Origin of the sequence: Falsochrobactrum ovis (assembly GCF_003259955.1) — a bacterium.
In the GTDB taxonomy this organism is placed as follows: domain Bacteria; phylum Pseudomonadota; class Alphaproteobacteria; order Rhizobiales; family Rhizobiaceae; genus Brucella; species Brucella ovis_A.
Genome location: NZ_QLMK01000004.1, coordinates 172,041 through 187,524 on the forward strand (window position 1 = coordinate 172,041; position 15,484 = coordinate 187,524).

Consider the following 15,484-nt stretch of genomic DNA (forward strand, 5'->3'; position numbering starts at 1 on the left):
ACAGCCCGTTACTGACAACCGCTTCAAGGGCCACGATTAAGGCGCACATGCTCTGGATCTTTGAGCCCTTCTCCTAAGCGCATCGACTAGCTGTCATCGAGTTTTTGAAACGAACGGCTATTCAGAGCCCTGATAATATCAGCTCCTAGTTGCTGAGTATTTTTAATGCCGCCCTTTGTGTTAGTGATCTCCACACCTATCGAAGCTGCGATCGAGCGCAAAATCTCTTTCACAACCACCTGTTGCTGTTCGCCATCCCGATAAATACGAATAGCACCGTTTTCAAACCTGCGGATTTCAAAAGGTGAGTAAAACGCGCGGTCGGTGACTGCGAGCATTTCAACTGGCCGCTGTTCACGCCGTCCCTTGTTTATTGTGTAAATAAGTTTAGCGTTTTGTTCTCGCAACACTGAACGGGCTTCGGTCGCTGAGGTATCTAGCAATTCCTCAACAGATACTCCCTGGTCGTCATCAACATTGATTCTAAGCACCATCACGCGATCAACTTCATGGAACGTGTTTGGATTGAAGGCCACATGATTAGATGACGTGACTGTTTTAACCGAGATTCTTTCATTAGCTGCGGATACGACATCATAACCACGCTGATTGGTGGCAAGAGCCATCTGACCTCGCGTAATCATAGCTGCATAAAGCTCGCCAATTCGGCCCGTAAGATGGTTAAGCTCACTTGGACTTACACCCCAGCTGACCTCCTTCTCGAACCAGGACAGTGCTTCCGCAAGAGATTGGATAATCTGAACTTGGGTGAGTGTAGGTTGACTTAAATCGCGGTTCACTTTTGCCTTCTATGTTCAAACAGATAATTCTTACGAGTGTAAATATCTTAAATCTCTTGCCACCTAAACCAACGTTCGCGTTCGCGTGTCAGCATTTCCAATAACGCTCCGGATTCTGCACATGCTTTAATTCTGAGTTCACAATTTGCTTCCCTCGGCTTCCTACATACAAATCCCACACTTTTTCCGGCGCTTCTTTGCCTATGAAACCAAAACGATGACCTACAGCGTCGGAGGAGTGTGGCACATCCAGGAAGTTTGCACGCGTCGCGGAAGCCAAACTTCAGGCGTGAACACGCCCACGGCAACACCACGAACCACCGCTACTACATAAGCGGCATTCTCTGCCCGATTCTTATTGATGCGCCAGCAGTAACACCGACCGCGTGGTCGAATACACGATTACCTTTTCCTACGTAAAACGTCACCGTTGCGCGGATCAATCAGCCGGTAAACATAATTGCCAAGCTTCTCGCAAACTCCTTCAGAAAAACGCATCATTAACCCTCAGTTCAAAGTGATAATTCTTGCAGGTTTAAATGTCTCATAGCTCTTAACCCCTGTAACCAGTCCCGGCTTGAAGAGGGGTGATCCCACCGCACCTTTTAACCAACATTCTTTTTTGGGTTTAATATAGGTGAAAGCGACACATTGGTTGTTGTCGATGCAAGCGAGGCGACAGGCTAAAGCCGTTTTTGCTGACGTATGTGGCCGACGCGATAAATCTCCTCCAGGCAGATCAATGTCCTCAAACAGTGCCTTAGAGGGATCAATCATACTGATGGAAATCGGCTCCGGATCGGTTTCTGCGGCGCTAAGAAATACACCTGAGAAGGCGACGCTGTTTCCATCGGCCCGCCCCTGGCTCGATTTCAGAAAACAGTTCGGCCCCTTTTTCAAACGCCGGTTAGTATTGAAAGTGAACGCTTTGCATTTCCCATCCATTGAAAGACAACGTTGGGCGCATATGCTGGCATCGGCCACTCGAAAACTGGATAAATCATCTCCGAAAAGATCTAAACCAGCAAAGACCGCAATTCGGTTAGGTCGCCTGGTAAACTCTTCAAGTGGCGAAAGCCGCGCTACGGTCTCGTCCTTGATCTCAAGTTGAGTTTTAGGACTATCTGCTTCACTTACAATCTCGTCCGCCTGATCTACAGCAGAGTGAGCCCGGTTCTCTTCAGCCAGAGAGACTACAGTGCTATCTGTATTAGACCTATTAAGCCGAAATTGTTCAATCTCATCCTGGTTGAAAACATACATATCATCAGGAGGAGTTTTAAACATGATTTGCATTACCTCCGGCGGAGTATCAAACCTACTCAGCACTTCAATTATGTCGGAGATTGCAAACTGAGCGCCTACGAGGTCTGGTGAATCGGAAGAGATCTGATGAACGCCAAGAGCGCCATCTACTTTTCGCTCTTCTCCCGCCAGGAAAATATAAGAACATGCAGAATAGCATTTATGTGTCTTCGGAATGTAAGTGGACAAACCTCGTTGATTAATGTCATCAGCAATCAACAGCGCAGCTTGGACGCTTCCGCCTCTGCTATTTAGTGTGATTAACTTCGCATCTGGTGCAGCACGCAACGCTCTACGAAAATCGAGAGCAGCGCCTTGCTCAATCGGCCCATCCATCACAATGATATCCGGCTCGGCGTCATCAATTGAAAACGGCCCGAATGTCTTTTCGGCGGCCAGCCCTGTTGAGCCTAATATGGCTGAACACAAGCAAGCAAAAAACGCAAAGGCGTAACAGATCGACTTACGCACACCCCCACCCCATTAACGCGTCTATCTAACAACAGGCTCCTCAATCTGGCAAGAGAGATTTGCTGCCGGCCCTGCTACGCACCAGGATTAAGACCGGGATAATTTTCGGCTCCCCACTAAGGGCGTCCCACGCATAACTGCAATAACTATTGGAAATCATGCAATGACAACGATCCGCAAACTCACAGGGCGCTGGTAGGCCCTGGCGCGCAGACGTGGAATGAAATCATCGCTGCAAATCATTTGATAGCAAAACCGAAGCCGAGAAGCGGGCACGCGAGTTGGAAGCGCAGGTCGACAAATTCGGCGAGTTGTTGAAACGATACGAAGAAATCTCACCAACGATGTTCACTAGCGCCATTATAGTTCTGTTGAATGCCTAACCAACTTTCTCTCAGGCTTGTCCTTATGGTTCTTCTCAGGTTATCCATAACAAACATACGCGGAGAAGCGGCTACATCTTTATCGATATGAGGCAAGCACGTAAAATAAACACCTGGTGTGATGAACAATTGATAGGCTGCAAGAATGACATCGTTATATAAAATTCAAGATGGGAAGCTATACCCAGCGTCACGCCGCGGTCTCTCTAAAGAGGCCCTCATAGAAAACTGGGTCGCAGAAAATCCACGTCTTGTTGGCCTGAATGCGATTATTATTGGACGGCAAGTCCTCACTAGTCACGGTAAAATCATTGATCTTCTTGCAATGGATGCTACGGGAAGAATCATTATCATCGAGCTTAAAAAAGATCGCACACCGCGCGAGATTGTCGCTCAAATGCTCGATTATGGATCCTGGGTTAAAGACCTTACTACTTCAGAAATTTATGAACGCGCAGAGAAATATCTAGGTGCTCGGCTTTCCACTGCATTTTTAGAACAATTCGGTGAGGCCATTCCAGAGCGGCTCAATACCAATCATTCTATGTTAATCGTAGCCAGCGAGCTCGATCCATCATCTAAGCGTATCGTTGAGTATCTATCCGAGGACTACGGTATAGCGATCAATACAATCTTCTTCAATGTTTTCGAGGCAGACGGGGAAGAATGGCTTACTACTGATTACCTTCTTGATCAAGAAGCTGTTGAAGAGCGCTCCGAGCGCAAAGTGCGGGCTCCGTGGTCGGGATATTACTTCGTCAATGCTGGCCTGGGTCAAGACAGGTCATGGCTCGATATGAAGAAATATGGCTTCGTCGCGGCGGGCGGAGGCGAGTTTTATTCGAAGCGCCTATATCAGCTCAGCCTTGGTGACGAGATTTTTGCATATGATAAGGGAAATGGTTACATCGGCTACGGCATTGTAACAACTGAAGCAATGTTAGCGGCCGATTTCCAGACAAAAGATGGCCCGCTTTTTGATCAACCTCTTGCGGAACCTCGTTTGAAGCGTATCGGTCAAAGTGTGGAATATGCTGAACACGTAGTTGGTGTGGACTGGCGAATGACTGTGGAACCAAATCAAGCAAAACGCTTCAAAGGTGCATTTGCTAATCAAAACATTGTATGTAAGCTTCGCGATGAGGCTACCATTGAATTCCTGATTAGAGAGTTCAACGTGCAACCCGGCTAAGCGCATTCAAATAGGCATTGAGTGTCCGAATCTTCATACGTCGAGCTCAGGCCGATGTGAACATAATGATATCCGTTACGGCCAAACGGAGGTACCGCTTTCAAAATATGATGGGCGGAACTCGATCAAATACTTTGAACCTCCCACTTTGTCCATAATTCGCTAACAATTATCAAGACTAACAAGTATGATTTACCGTGTAACCTTACTGCAAAAATGGTAACGCCCGATGCTAAACGAGAAGCAGTTGCTCACCTCTAGCAAGTGCGTGCCGTGAGCCAGCATCGGGCGTGTGTCGTTTTATCCGTTGATCAATCAAGTGCCCTACCGTGGTAGGCCACTCGATTATCTGAACTATCAATAATTACCTTCTTACCAGTTGGTAAACGACCCATCCATTCGGCGTAAGTGAGGAGGTTCCACATATTCAAAAGGAAGCTTCTGCAACTCTTCCTCATTGACCTCAATTCCAAGTCCTGGTGCGTCCGGAACGATATAAAACGCTCCATCCATTTTAATTTGTTTTGGGAACAGAGTGGTATTATCGAAACCCCAATGTTGTTCTGCCGGGCTCTGGCGACATTCCAGCCAACCAAAATTTGCCACTGCCGCACCAAGATGCACGGACGCAGCCGTACAAATAGGACCAAGCGGGTTATGGGGCATAAGATCGATATAATGAGCTTCACACCAGCCTGCGACCTTCATGGCTTCAGTAAAACCGCCAATATTACAGATATCTATGCGACAGAACTGTAAAATGTCGCGCTCAATATAGGGCAGAAATTGCCATTTCGATGAAAACTCTTCACCTATCGCAAAGGGTACATCCGTCATCCGACGCAAAGCTTCATAGGCAGACGGCGTTTCATCACGGATCGCTTCTTCGATAAAATCAATCGTACCTTTAGGCATTTTCTGACAGAAAGAAGCCGCTTCAGCGACACTCAGCCGATGATGGTATTCGACCCCGAGGGTCATTGCATGCCCCACTTCCGCGCGCGCGCGCGTGACCCATTCGGCGGTTACTGCAATCGATTCCCTCGGTTCAAATAATTCAGTATTTTCCTGTCCATCGGCGATCATCCGCACGCAATTCCAACCAGCGTCCTTCAGCTCTACTATCTGCTCAATCATCGCCTCACTTGGATGGACAGAAGTCGTTGCGAAGGCTGGTATTAAATCGCGCTGCTTTCCGCCCAACAATTGATAGACCGGAACATCAAGCGCTTTGCCTTTAATATCATGAAAGGCAATATCCAGAGCAGCGATCGCAGCGGCAAGAACGCGACCACCTTCAAAATATTGGCTCCGATACATTTCTTGCCACAATGCTCCGCATTGCATCGGATCGCGACCGATTAAAAACTGGGCATAGTGGTCAATTGCACCTGCCACGGCCTTCTCGCGATAAGAGAGACCAGATTCGCCCCAACCATAGATACCGCTATCGGTTTCAACCTTAACGACTAGCTGATTTCGAACGCCAACTCTGGCGATGTAAGGCTTAATTGCAGTGATTTTCATGAGGAATTCCAGAAATTTGACAACTGTCTATCGAAGAAGATCCGGCAGCCAGGTCGATAATGAGGGGAAGAAGATCAACAAAAGAATGATGCAGATTTCTGCAATGACGAACGGAAACAACTCGCGCATCAGCGATGTCATTCGGATATTTCCTATCTTCATCAATATGAAGAGGACGACACCAACCGGAGGCGTAATCAATCCCATGGCGAGCGAAAGGATGATCACCATTGATGCCTGAATCGGATCAATGCCCAATTGTAGTATTGTTGGCATCAGAAGCGGTACGAAGATCAACAAGGCCGCGCCTATATCAAGGAACAAACCAAGGATCAGCATCAAGATCATCACGCCTATCAGGAACGGGATCGGACTCCCTTCAAAATATGGCGCCGCCGCTGTAACCATCGCGCCAATTCCCAACAGATTTAACGCATAAGACAGAATAGAAGCAGCCGCTACGAGCAGATAAATAGTTGCGCTCGCACGTGCTGAAACAATCAAAGCACCCCACAGATCTGCGAGATTAATGCTGCGGAACAGAAATAATCCGAGCATTGCCGCAACAAACACCGCAATGCCACCACCTTCGGTTGCGGTGAAAGCACCGGTAACCATACCACCCACAATAATGAAGGGCAGTATCATCACTGCTGTGCCTTCAAGCAGAAGCTTGGGTAATTCTGAACGTTCTACATTAACGATGGATTTTGGAAGGCCGCTACGAATGGACCTAAGCAAGATCACAACGCAGCATGCCAACCCAAACAGGACCCCGGGCACAACGCCTGCTACAAAAAGATCGACTACAGAAAGCCCTGTTACGGCCGCCATAATAATGGCTAGTCCCGATGGTGGGATAATCGGGCCAATAATCGAAGACGCTGCAGTCACTGCGGCAGTATATTCTTTCGTATAACCTTCTTTCGGCATGACGGTCATAAAAAAACGACCGAGCGCGCTGGCATCAGCCACTGCCGAGCCAGAAATACCGGCGAACATCACCGATGTACCCACATTCGTATAGGCAGTTCCACCCGGCAGCCGACCGGTGAAAAGCGACGATAGATAGATCAACCGGGTTGTGATGCCGCTGCGGTTCATGATTTCTGCTGCCAGAATATAGAAGGGCATAGCCAGAAAAACGAAACTATCTACCCCTGAAAAGAAGCGGGTAACGATGACTGGGAGCGGAATTCCCGTCAACCATACGCCAAGCGTGCCGCCCAGTCCCAGCGCCATTGCAATAGGAACACCGCCAAGCAGCAATAATATTGAAATTAAGCCAACCCAAAACATATTAGATCTCAATAAAAAGGAATATCACGGGGCTAGTCATCTTTTTGACTTTCAAAACCGGATATCCAACAGAGCACAATCTGCATCAGGATCAGCACAGATCCGACCGGAATCGCCATATAGGGAATAACCATCGGGATGCCGGAGGCTGCCGCATGCTGTGACAGATTTCGAATTGCCGCTGCCCAACCATAATAAGCCAGTAACACAAAAAATATTCCGCCCACCGCATAGAGCAAGCTCACAACCATAGACCGGTATTTTGAGGGGACGATGTCCTGCAAGCCTTCCACAGCCATATGCTCTGTGCGGTAAACAGCGGCGACCCCGCCGAGCATCATCAGCCACATCATCATGTAGCGCATGGTTTCCTCGCCCCAACTTAACGAGGTGCCCATAAGATAACGGCCACCAACCTGGGCAAAATTAATGAGACAAACGACCAGAAGGATAGCCGCAGCCAGGATTTCACAAACCCTGGCCAAGCTGCGCGATAGATCTCGTATCGTCATGGCCTACTTTCGAGATGCAAAAGAATGGTTCGGCCCCCCATTTTTTCGGGGGGAGGAGTTGAGAACGTTAATTCGCCTGGCCGTAAAGCTTGGCCTCAGCTTCTGCAACAGATGCTTCCATCCGCTTTAGAAGTTCCTCGCCAACCTGTTCGGCAATGTACTTGCGTACCGGCTCATAGACCGCGTCTTTGAACGCCTGCTTTTCATCAGGGGTAGAGGTGTGTACCTGAACGCCCTTTTCGTCAGCTATTCTTTTTGCGTAGATCCAGTCGCCTTCAGTTTTCTGAATATTTTCTACCGAAGCCATAAGACGGGCGCCTTCCTGCACAATAGCCTGATGGGCGGGCGGCAAGGAATCAAACCAGTTTTTTCCGGCGATAATGACATGAAGACCAAGCACGTGATCGTTAAGCGTCAAATGTTTTGCAACATCGGCTGCGCCTCCCGCATAAAGAACAGGTGTTGGGTTCTCAAGACCGTCGACTACGCCTTGCTGCAGTGCCATCACGGCTTCTGATCCGGCAATCGGAGTTGGATTTGCGCCCAAAGCCCGAACCATCTCCATATAGACTGGGCTTTCCATGGTCCTGATTTTCATGCCTTGCATATCGTCAGGCGTCTTAATCGGGCGAACATTGTTTACGAAGGAACGGAAACCATTTTGCGAGAAAGCCAGAGCCTTAATTCCTGTTTTCTCTTCAATATCTTTCAGCATCCACTGGCCGAATTCACCGTTCATTACATCCCAAGCAACCGGTGCAGAGCGGAAAAGATAAGGCAGCGACCAGACCTGTATCGGCTTATAAAAACCAGCAAAAGCACCATCGGACGGCAAAGTCATTTCCAGTGTACCTGCTTGAACCATTTCTGTGGTGTCGCGGACGGAACCTAGTTGATTTCCTGGAAACAGGCGTACGGTCAGCTCGCCATTACTTTTGTTTTCGACGTAATCCTTAAAAGCTTTTGCAGCATTATATTCCGGATTGTCACCTTCGTACATTTCAAGGGCGAATTTAATCTCTGTCGCTTCAGCCTGTGGCAAGCCAAACACCAGAGCCGCGCCCACCAGAAAGGCACCATAGACACGTGATTTTATAAAAGACATTCTCAGTCCTCCCAGAGAAAAGAATTTGTACATAAAATGCAAGAAATTGTACAAAGTCAAGGAGTATTGCTGTATGATTCTTTAGAGATTAAAAGAGACGCAAACATAGGAGAATGACGCTTGCCAGCGCTGCACGATAATAATCGACCTATTGAAGCCCCAGCGACGGCAAGGGAGTCGAATTCTTTTCAGCCCCTGCACGAACGAATGCGGGAAGACATAATCAATGGCGAACTCAAAGAAGGGGACTGGCTCAAAACCCACGACCTAAGCCGTCGTTACGGTGTCAGCACCAACCCTATCAGGGAGGCACTTCATCAATTAAGCGGTGAAGGATTTGTCACTATTATTCGCAACCGTGGTGCTAGAGTGCGCACGCTTGATGAAGCGTTTGTCCGTAATATTTTCGATATACGCACATTGATAGAGCCATATTTGGTGCGATTATTTGTCGAACAGGCAACCGATGAGGATCTGCAAGCGATGAATGAGATTCAGTTGCAGATTGAACAAAAACCCGAAGACCAGGTCGAGCTTGATCGTCTTGATGATGCATTTCATAGCATTATGTATGATCGGCATTTCAACCAGGAAGCCTTAGCTATTCGGCAAAGGCACGGTGAGGTTGTCAGAGGTCTTGCACGGCGCTACCCGGTTAGCCCAGCACGCCGGATAGCGATGATTGAAGAGCACCGGGCGATTATGGAAGCTATTGCTCAACATGATGTCGAGCGTGCCCAGAAAATTGTTGAGAAGCACTCGCGAGCTGCTGAACGCAATCTCATCCAGCGGATGCGACAAGCCCAGCACAAATGATCCGGTCACCGGCCATCAACAATACAAGTTCCCCCGCAAGCGCGCAGATTTAGTCTCATAAAAGAAACGACCCGGTTGTCCGGGTCGTCTGAATTTTAAGAATTTTTGAAGCTGCTACCAGTTCACGCGCAGCCCAAATCCACCATGGGTAGCATTGTGCTTTTCACGCCCATCTAGCTGCCATCGGTGGTCGATATGCCCATAGAGACTAGCCGTTTCTGACACTTTGGCAGTGAAGCCCGCACCCAGTTCAAGTGAGGTCGCACCAAAGTGATTATTGATGATCGTGCTGCCAAATTTTGCTTTGTCTGTGCCGCGGAAACCGTGCCAGAGATTGGCTTTGGCATAGGGCTGCCAAATTTGCTCGCCATCTTTGGACGTATATTGAAGCCGCACACCGAGCCGACCCGTCACAGCGTCATCCTCATCCCATGAAAATGCTGAGAAAGCATCGTGTCCGCTCTTCACAGACATTGATTGGTAGATAATCTGTGCCTGAGGTTCAATTTGCCATTGATCACCCGATTGGAATGGATGACCAGCTTCTAGTGACGCAGTAAAACCAGTTCCGCGCGTCTTCATTCCGGTGCCAAAATCGGAATCACCGTGCCCGTCAAACCAGTTCACTTGCAGCACCCCGTCAATATAAGTGCCTGCTGGGGCATAATGTGTCCAATAAGCGCCAAGGACAGGCCCATCCAACTTGAGTTTACCTACCCGTAAACGGTTTTCTCCTAAAACATTGCCATCGATCCGTGAATTATGCCATCCATAGCCCGCATAGACGCCAAGATGATCGCGGTGTCGATTGGAATGTTCAGCACGATAGATGTCGAGACCGGCTTGAATACCAAAGAGTCTGCTGTTGCGCGCTTGTGCGTCGACCGTGCCAGACCATGATGTCTTACCTGCCTCACCGATCAAACGCGCCCATGCGCCATTGGCATATTCATCCTGATCAGGCCTTGCCTTAATGTTCATTTGTTCGCCAACGCGCTCATGAAGTGTACCAAGAAATGCCATCCCCATCTGACGGGCAATTGCTGGCACTGGTGTGTAGAGCGCGACTTCTGGACGATACAAAGGAACATCCGGCTCACTAGCTCCGGGTGCGATCAGGTGCGATCTCAGAAACCAGTCTTCCGATGCTGTTGCGCCACCGCGAAAGAGCAAATATTCATAGGCACCAGCTGCGGTTCGGTTAGCCAGATTAAACGCACTTTCTTCAGTTGTTCCGCCATTAACTGTCTGAACCACCTGAATGCCATCACCGAGTGTCTGCTCGCCGGTACCGCCAGCGTTAGCGATAATTAAACTGGTCGTACCTGAAGCCGTGCCACCATCAACAATAAGCACATTGGTAGGGGAATTGTCGGCATTGAGCACCGTATTAAGTTGTATATTGCCGTTTTGACCAACGTAATCATTCACGGTTAGGGTCGGGAAGCCCGCAGCTGCCGGATCAAATGCGATAAGGCCGGCATTGGTGACAAGCCCGGCATCTGAGCTAGCAGTTACATTCCAGATACTTGAAACGTCGGTCGTAATACTGGTTGCATTAGTGGAACGCCCCGTCCATTCCGAACCGGAAAGTGAAATATCTGCATTATTACCATCAGCCACGGTAAGATCGCCAAACCAATGCGATTGATTGAATGTCGCACGCATCGTGTTTCCGGCACCTGTAACATCAATATCGCCAAGAATTTCAGACACACTATTTGCTGTAAAATCGAAATCTGACACCAGTGCATCAACATTGGTTACAGAAGCAAATATCTGCCGTCCATCCACCGATCCCGCCGAAAGCCCGATAGGGCCATTCATGATAATTTCCCCGTCACCGCCCTCAACTAAGATGAGTGGAGCTTGGGCAGAGGAGAAATTCCCACCGGTAATGGTGATATGTGCATCATCGGATGCGGCACTTTCTGTAATCGCGATAGTCGAAGCTCCATCACCCGTTACAGTGACATTTGCGTCGGCAATGGTCACTTGACCACCACTGAGAACTTGAAGCCCATGTGCATCTGCTCCAATAGTATTGATCACACTATTGTCAGTGATATTGACCGTGGTTTCGGCGTCGATCACCATGACACCCACACCGGCATCACCGGCTGTTGCCATATCTACATTTTTAAGGTCGATTGCTGCGGCTCCGGACGCATAAACTGCAACAACTTCCTGCCCATCCACCGAGATTGTGCTATCAATAAGCGTGGCGGTGCTGCCGGGAGATAAAGCAGCCAATCCCGTGGATAAACTATCGTTTGACGATGTCTTTATGACAAGTCGCTCACCATGGAATTTGCCCCCTGACCATACTTCAACACCCGATGATTGTGGACCTGTAACAGTAATCGATGAATCAAAAAGAGTAACACTCGAACCACTTTCCGAAGTTATGCCATGCGAAGAGCCATAACCATCTGGAGGGCCAGCGGGATTGGTTTGTGTGCTCACAATATTAACATTGGAGCCGACCACAGTTGCACCATTCTGCGTGCGAATGCCTCGCGCAGAGGATCCATTCACTTGAATTTCAGCGCCATCCAAATTTACTGTAGCAGGTCCGGTGAGCGTAATGGCGTCGGATGCATAACCATCAGTTGTAATTGTGAGGTTTTTGGCCTCGATAAGACCGCTATCCGCTCTGATCCCGTAAGCATCTCTATCGCTAGTCGTGATGGTAGTGTCCTTGAGAACGACGGTACCATTATTTTGAAGATCGACACCAAAAGCACTGTTGGTTGTTGTGCTAATCGTCACATTAGTACCGGTGTATGAGCCGCCATCAACATTTACAGCAGTGCCTGAATTCGATAAACGCGATGCGTCATTATCGACGCAGGCATCCCCCGCTGAGATGCTTAACGAGCCAGGAGGAGGCGCACATTGCGCCCATACTTGCCCTGACGAAAGCAGTATCACACCAATTGATGCAATTAAACTTAGCTTTAAACGGTTGGATATAGTCTTGGATGCGGATAGTTTGCTCTTACCCCCAGTATATAAAACCAAAGCTTAGCTCCTCTCCAATTCCGCCCCCTCTATTTTCTAATATACGCATATTACAATATTAATCTACAACCATAATCTTGGCGTAAATCGCGCTCGCCACATTGGTTAAACCGCCGATATTACTGGCGCGGAATGTTTCTATAAGACACATAAGCTTGCGAGGAATTACTTCAAGGTTACTTCGGTGTCAGCCCATGAAAGAAGTAAATATCGACAACGACTCTGCTCAATACGTTCAGAGTAAAATGGCTAAGCCGAATAAGCATCAAATTACAAATCTGTGGAACTAAATCTGACGAGCCATCATCTGTAACTCAGCAAATCTGTGGGCTGTCATCGCATCAAAACCATGCATATCCTCCGTTCGGCCTTGCCGAGCCCGGCGGGGTTTTGAATTCGTGCGTGAGGTAGATTTGAGTTCAAGTCCTGTCGGTTCCGCTATTGGCGCACAGCGCTGCCGCATTTGCGACGCCCGCGAAGCCGTATGCATCGGCTAGCCCCTAACAGATATGCAACTTATCACTCGTCTGTCGTGACCGAGCTTACTTCCTCGTCTTCAATAATTAACGTGAAATTATTCACCAAGTCGATTTCGTCGTCACGGATCCTTAGTTCTAAACGGCTTCCGGTCAATTCTGCATTTTCGATGGCAACCTTTTTCCCATCGATCCAGGCCGCTCCTTTTACTTCTTGATATTTCTGGCTCAAATCTAAACGATAGGACCGGCCTTGCTCATCCTGCCAGTTCCAAATACCAGCAACATCCGCAGGGACTATCCATTTGTAAATATGGATACCCCCCAGCTTAACCCAGTCATCCGGCTTCCAGTCACCCATATCAAAAGCATGAGAAACGATCCGCGTTCCTGGCTTCAATTGTTCTAATAGCCTTGGGCGCAACTCAATATTCACCGACTGCAAAAGGTAGAGTGTTACCACCGTGGCCTCGCGAATATCTGCTTCGAAAATATCGCCTTCGATAAAATCGACCAGCATTTCCACGCCAGAATATCCGGCCTCCTCCATAGCGTCGCCGATGCGCACCGGATCTATATCAATACCGATCCCGGGTGTGTTTCTTTCTCTTGCAGCCGTTATCGGAATACGACCATCTCCAGCCCCCAAATCGTAAAGCACATCATCAGAGCGAACCTCGGCTAAGTCCAGCATCGCCTGAACAACCGTCTCATCGCTCGGAACGAATGGGACATCCAGAAATGTTTCCGATTGATAAGTGGAACTATCGAGGGCTTCGATGAAATCTCTAAACAACATCTACTCCAAAAATAAAAAATGGGATCAGCACTATGCGACCGATTCGACAAACGGCATAGTTTTCATCCTACGCCTGCTGAATGAAAGCATAACTACGCCTTGATCGATCTTCAATAAGAACAAGAGGCGATCATTGTTTTGTTAGAGAACTTTCATTTATGGAATTAATCTCGGATTTTTGGATCCTTAGTGCTCTATCAGATTACCGTAAAAAATTTAACTATTGCAAGACTGCGCATTGGCGGAACTTCCAATACATAGCCTCTTTCCCTAAGTCTTTGCTGCATTCTACGAGCTTTTTTGCTTTGGAAAAAAGGGTGCTTGGCAGGCGATAACCGCCTACGCGGGCCGCAAGATCGTTTCATTTTCATTTGTAAGCCAAGCTAGCACCCCTGCCAACAGCTAACGAGAGCTAATTTACACCTCTCACCCCATGCCGTGATGCAATTTGTGCGCTGATTTGCTTTGGAAGGTAAAAAAGCAAACCAGTAGCAACATTAAATATCCGACGGATGAAACGGCCCATAGCTTGGAATATTGACCGGATAAGCGGAAGTGATAACCATGACTTATGGACAAAAGGGGACATCATGAAGGAAATTCCGAACTCTGTCATCGGTACCGTATCATCGGTTCTGGGAAACTACTACTACAGCCACAGCAAGCTCAACAGTCTTTTCATGGAAAGCGGCGCACCGGGAGATGTGCCCGAAGGGAATTGTGAAACCAAGTGTTCACGGTGGCTAAAACGCTGCAACAATGACCCAAGCATTATTGACCCTTTGACGATTCTTGGTCGAATTATTCAGCCCTTCATGGATGATGAACATCCCAATGAACGACGTCAGCGCGGCCAAGAACGAATTAGGAGCGCATTGGCGAAAAATCAGCTTGCCTACCATCTGAATGGTGTCATCACGCACGCTGGCACCACACCAGCGGCGGAGACGTTGGCAGATTTCTTCAAAAAAGGTGATTTTGTCTCGATTCGGGCCGAATTTGCTAGGGCCATTTCCAATGTGGAAAGCGATCCGCATGCAGCAATCACTGCTGCATCAGCAATCATTGAAGCTCTTTGCAAGACATATATCGAAACACACGGACTAGAGATGCCCACGACGCAGACGATCATTCCTCTTTGGAAGGCCACACAAAATGCCCTTGGGCTCAATCCCGATAGGCTTCTTGGTGATGATCAGAAGCAAATTCTCAGCGGCCTGACATCGATTATAAATGGAATAGGATCGCTGCGGACGCACATCGGTTCTGCGCATGGTCGCGGCATTACGCCTCCATCAATTAATTCTTCAGATGCTCGCCTCGCTATCAATTCGGCCCATACATTAGTAACCTTCGCAATGGAACGCTGGCATTCTAAACAATAGTCGTTACCTCACTTGGATTTGCTTTGGAAGGGAAGCTGTTGACGGCGATGGTCACACTGATCTGACCGCCTGTTGAGCTTCTTAGTGCTCGTTAACGAGGAAGTGAAGTGAACTGCCCCCCATTTCGACCGGACAGGTCGGCATAAGCAGAAAGGCTCAAGCACAGGCTTGAGGACAGGCTTATGTCTAACGAGTATCGACACGTTGAATTGCTGACGGGTGATGTTCGCCGCAGGCGGTGGACAACCGAGCAAAAGCTGACGATCATTGAGCAGAGTTTTGAACCAGGCGAGACGGTATCGTCTACCGCTCGCCGCCATGGCGTTGCGCCCAATCTGCTTTACCGGTGGCGCAGGCTCTTGAGTGAGGGAGGTGCTGCAGCCGTGGATT

At 48.5% G+C, this 15,484-nt stretch carries 12 protein-coding genes; 4 read left to right on the top strand and 8 right to left on the bottom strand.

Going from position 1 to position 15,484, the window contains the following annotated elements:
• Positions 1-86: 86 nt before the first annotated feature.
• Both C7374_RS08110 and C7374_RS08120 read right to left on the bottom strand, forming a co-directional pair.
• A complete protein-coding gene (locus C7374_RS08110) occupies positions 87-800 on the bottom strand; it encodes a DUF6998 domain-containing protein (RefSeq protein ID WP_111575117.1) in 714 nt (237 codons plus the stop codon).
• A 507-nt stretch (positions 801-1,307) separates the two neighbouring features.
• Positions 1,308-2,576: a PAN domain-containing protein gene (locus C7374_RS08120; protein ID WP_245412605.1), complete on the bottom strand. Its 1,269-nt coding sequence runs from the start codon at positions 2,574-2,576 to the stop codon at positions 1,308-1,310.
• Between the two features lie 528 nt (positions 2,577-3,104).
• On the opposite strand from C7374_RS08120, the gene C7374_RS08130 reads away from it, so the two are divergent.
• Positions 3,105-4,151, top strand: a complete 1,047-nt coding sequence (locus C7374_RS08130) for a PDDEXK family nuclease (protein ID WP_111575118.1) — start codon at positions 3,105-3,107, stop codon at positions 4,149-4,151.
• A 372-nt stretch (positions 4,152-4,523) separates the two neighbouring features.
• Here C7374_RS08130 and C7374_RS08135 read toward each other — a convergent pair whose 3' ends face one another.
• The 4 genes from C7374_RS08135 to C7374_RS08150 form a co-directional block, all read right to left on the bottom strand.
• Complete coding sequence (locus C7374_RS08135; protein WP_111575119.1) at positions 4,524-5,678, bottom strand: mandelate racemase/muconate lactonizing enzyme family protein; 1,155 nt, start codon at positions 5,676-5,678, stop codon at positions 4,524-4,526.
• A 27-nt stretch (positions 5,679-5,705) separates the two neighbouring features.
• Positions 5,706-6,977 carry a TRAP transporter large permease gene (locus tag C7374_RS08140; protein ID WP_111575120.1) on the bottom strand — a complete coding sequence of 424 codons (1,272 nt, stop codon included), beginning with the start codon at positions 6,975-6,977 and terminating at the stop codon, positions 5,706-5,708.
• Between the two features lie 32 nt (positions 6,978-7,009).
• Entirely contained in the window at positions 7,010-7,489 is a 480-nt protein-coding gene (locus C7374_RS08145; RefSeq protein ID WP_111575121.1) for a TRAP transporter small permease, read from the bottom strand.
• 67 nt (positions 7,490-7,556) lie between these two features.
• The gene (locus C7374_RS08150) at positions 7,557-8,594 is read right to left on the bottom strand and encodes a TRAP transporter substrate-binding protein (protein ID WP_111575122.1); all 1,038 of its coding nucleotides are present in this window, start codon (positions 8,592-8,594) and stop codon (positions 7,557-7,559) included.
• Between the two features lie 207 nt (positions 8,595-8,801).
• Between C7374_RS08150 and C7374_RS08155 the strand changes: the two genes are divergently transcribed.
• The gene (locus tag C7374_RS08155; protein WP_111575143.1) at positions 8,802-9,410 is read left to right on the top strand and encodes a GntR family transcriptional regulator; all 609 of its coding nucleotides are present in this window, start codon (positions 8,802-8,804) and stop codon (positions 9,408-9,410) included.
• Between the two features lie 114 nt (positions 9,411-9,524).
• Here the strand turns inward: C7374_RS08155 and C7374_RS08160 are convergent, their stop codons facing one another.
• Together C7374_RS08160 and C7374_RS08170 are read right to left on the bottom strand one after the other, a co-directional pair.
• Positions 9,525-12,182, bottom strand: coding sequence for an autotransporter family protein (locus C7374_RS08160; RefSeq protein ID WP_146612715.1), 2,658 nt, complete (start codon positions 12,180-12,182; stop codon positions 9,525-9,527).
• Positions 12,183-12,953: 771 nt separating this feature from the next.
• A complete protein-coding gene (locus C7374_RS08170; RefSeq protein WP_111575125.1) occupies positions 12,954-13,709 on the bottom strand; it encodes a class I SAM-dependent methyltransferase in 756 nt (251 codons plus the stop codon).
• A 590-nt stretch (positions 13,710-14,299) separates the two neighbouring features.
• On the opposite strand from C7374_RS08170, the gene C7374_RS08175 reads away from it, so the two are divergent.
• Positions 14,300-15,094, top strand: coding sequence for an abortive infection family protein (locus C7374_RS08175; protein WP_111575126.1), 795 nt, complete (start codon positions 14,300-14,302; stop codon positions 15,092-15,094).
• Between the two features lie 182 nt (positions 15,095-15,276).
• Positions 15,277-15,484, top strand: a 208-nt coding sequence (locus C7374_RS08180; protein WP_146612714.1) for a transposase, incomplete at its 3' end; no start/stop codon positions are given.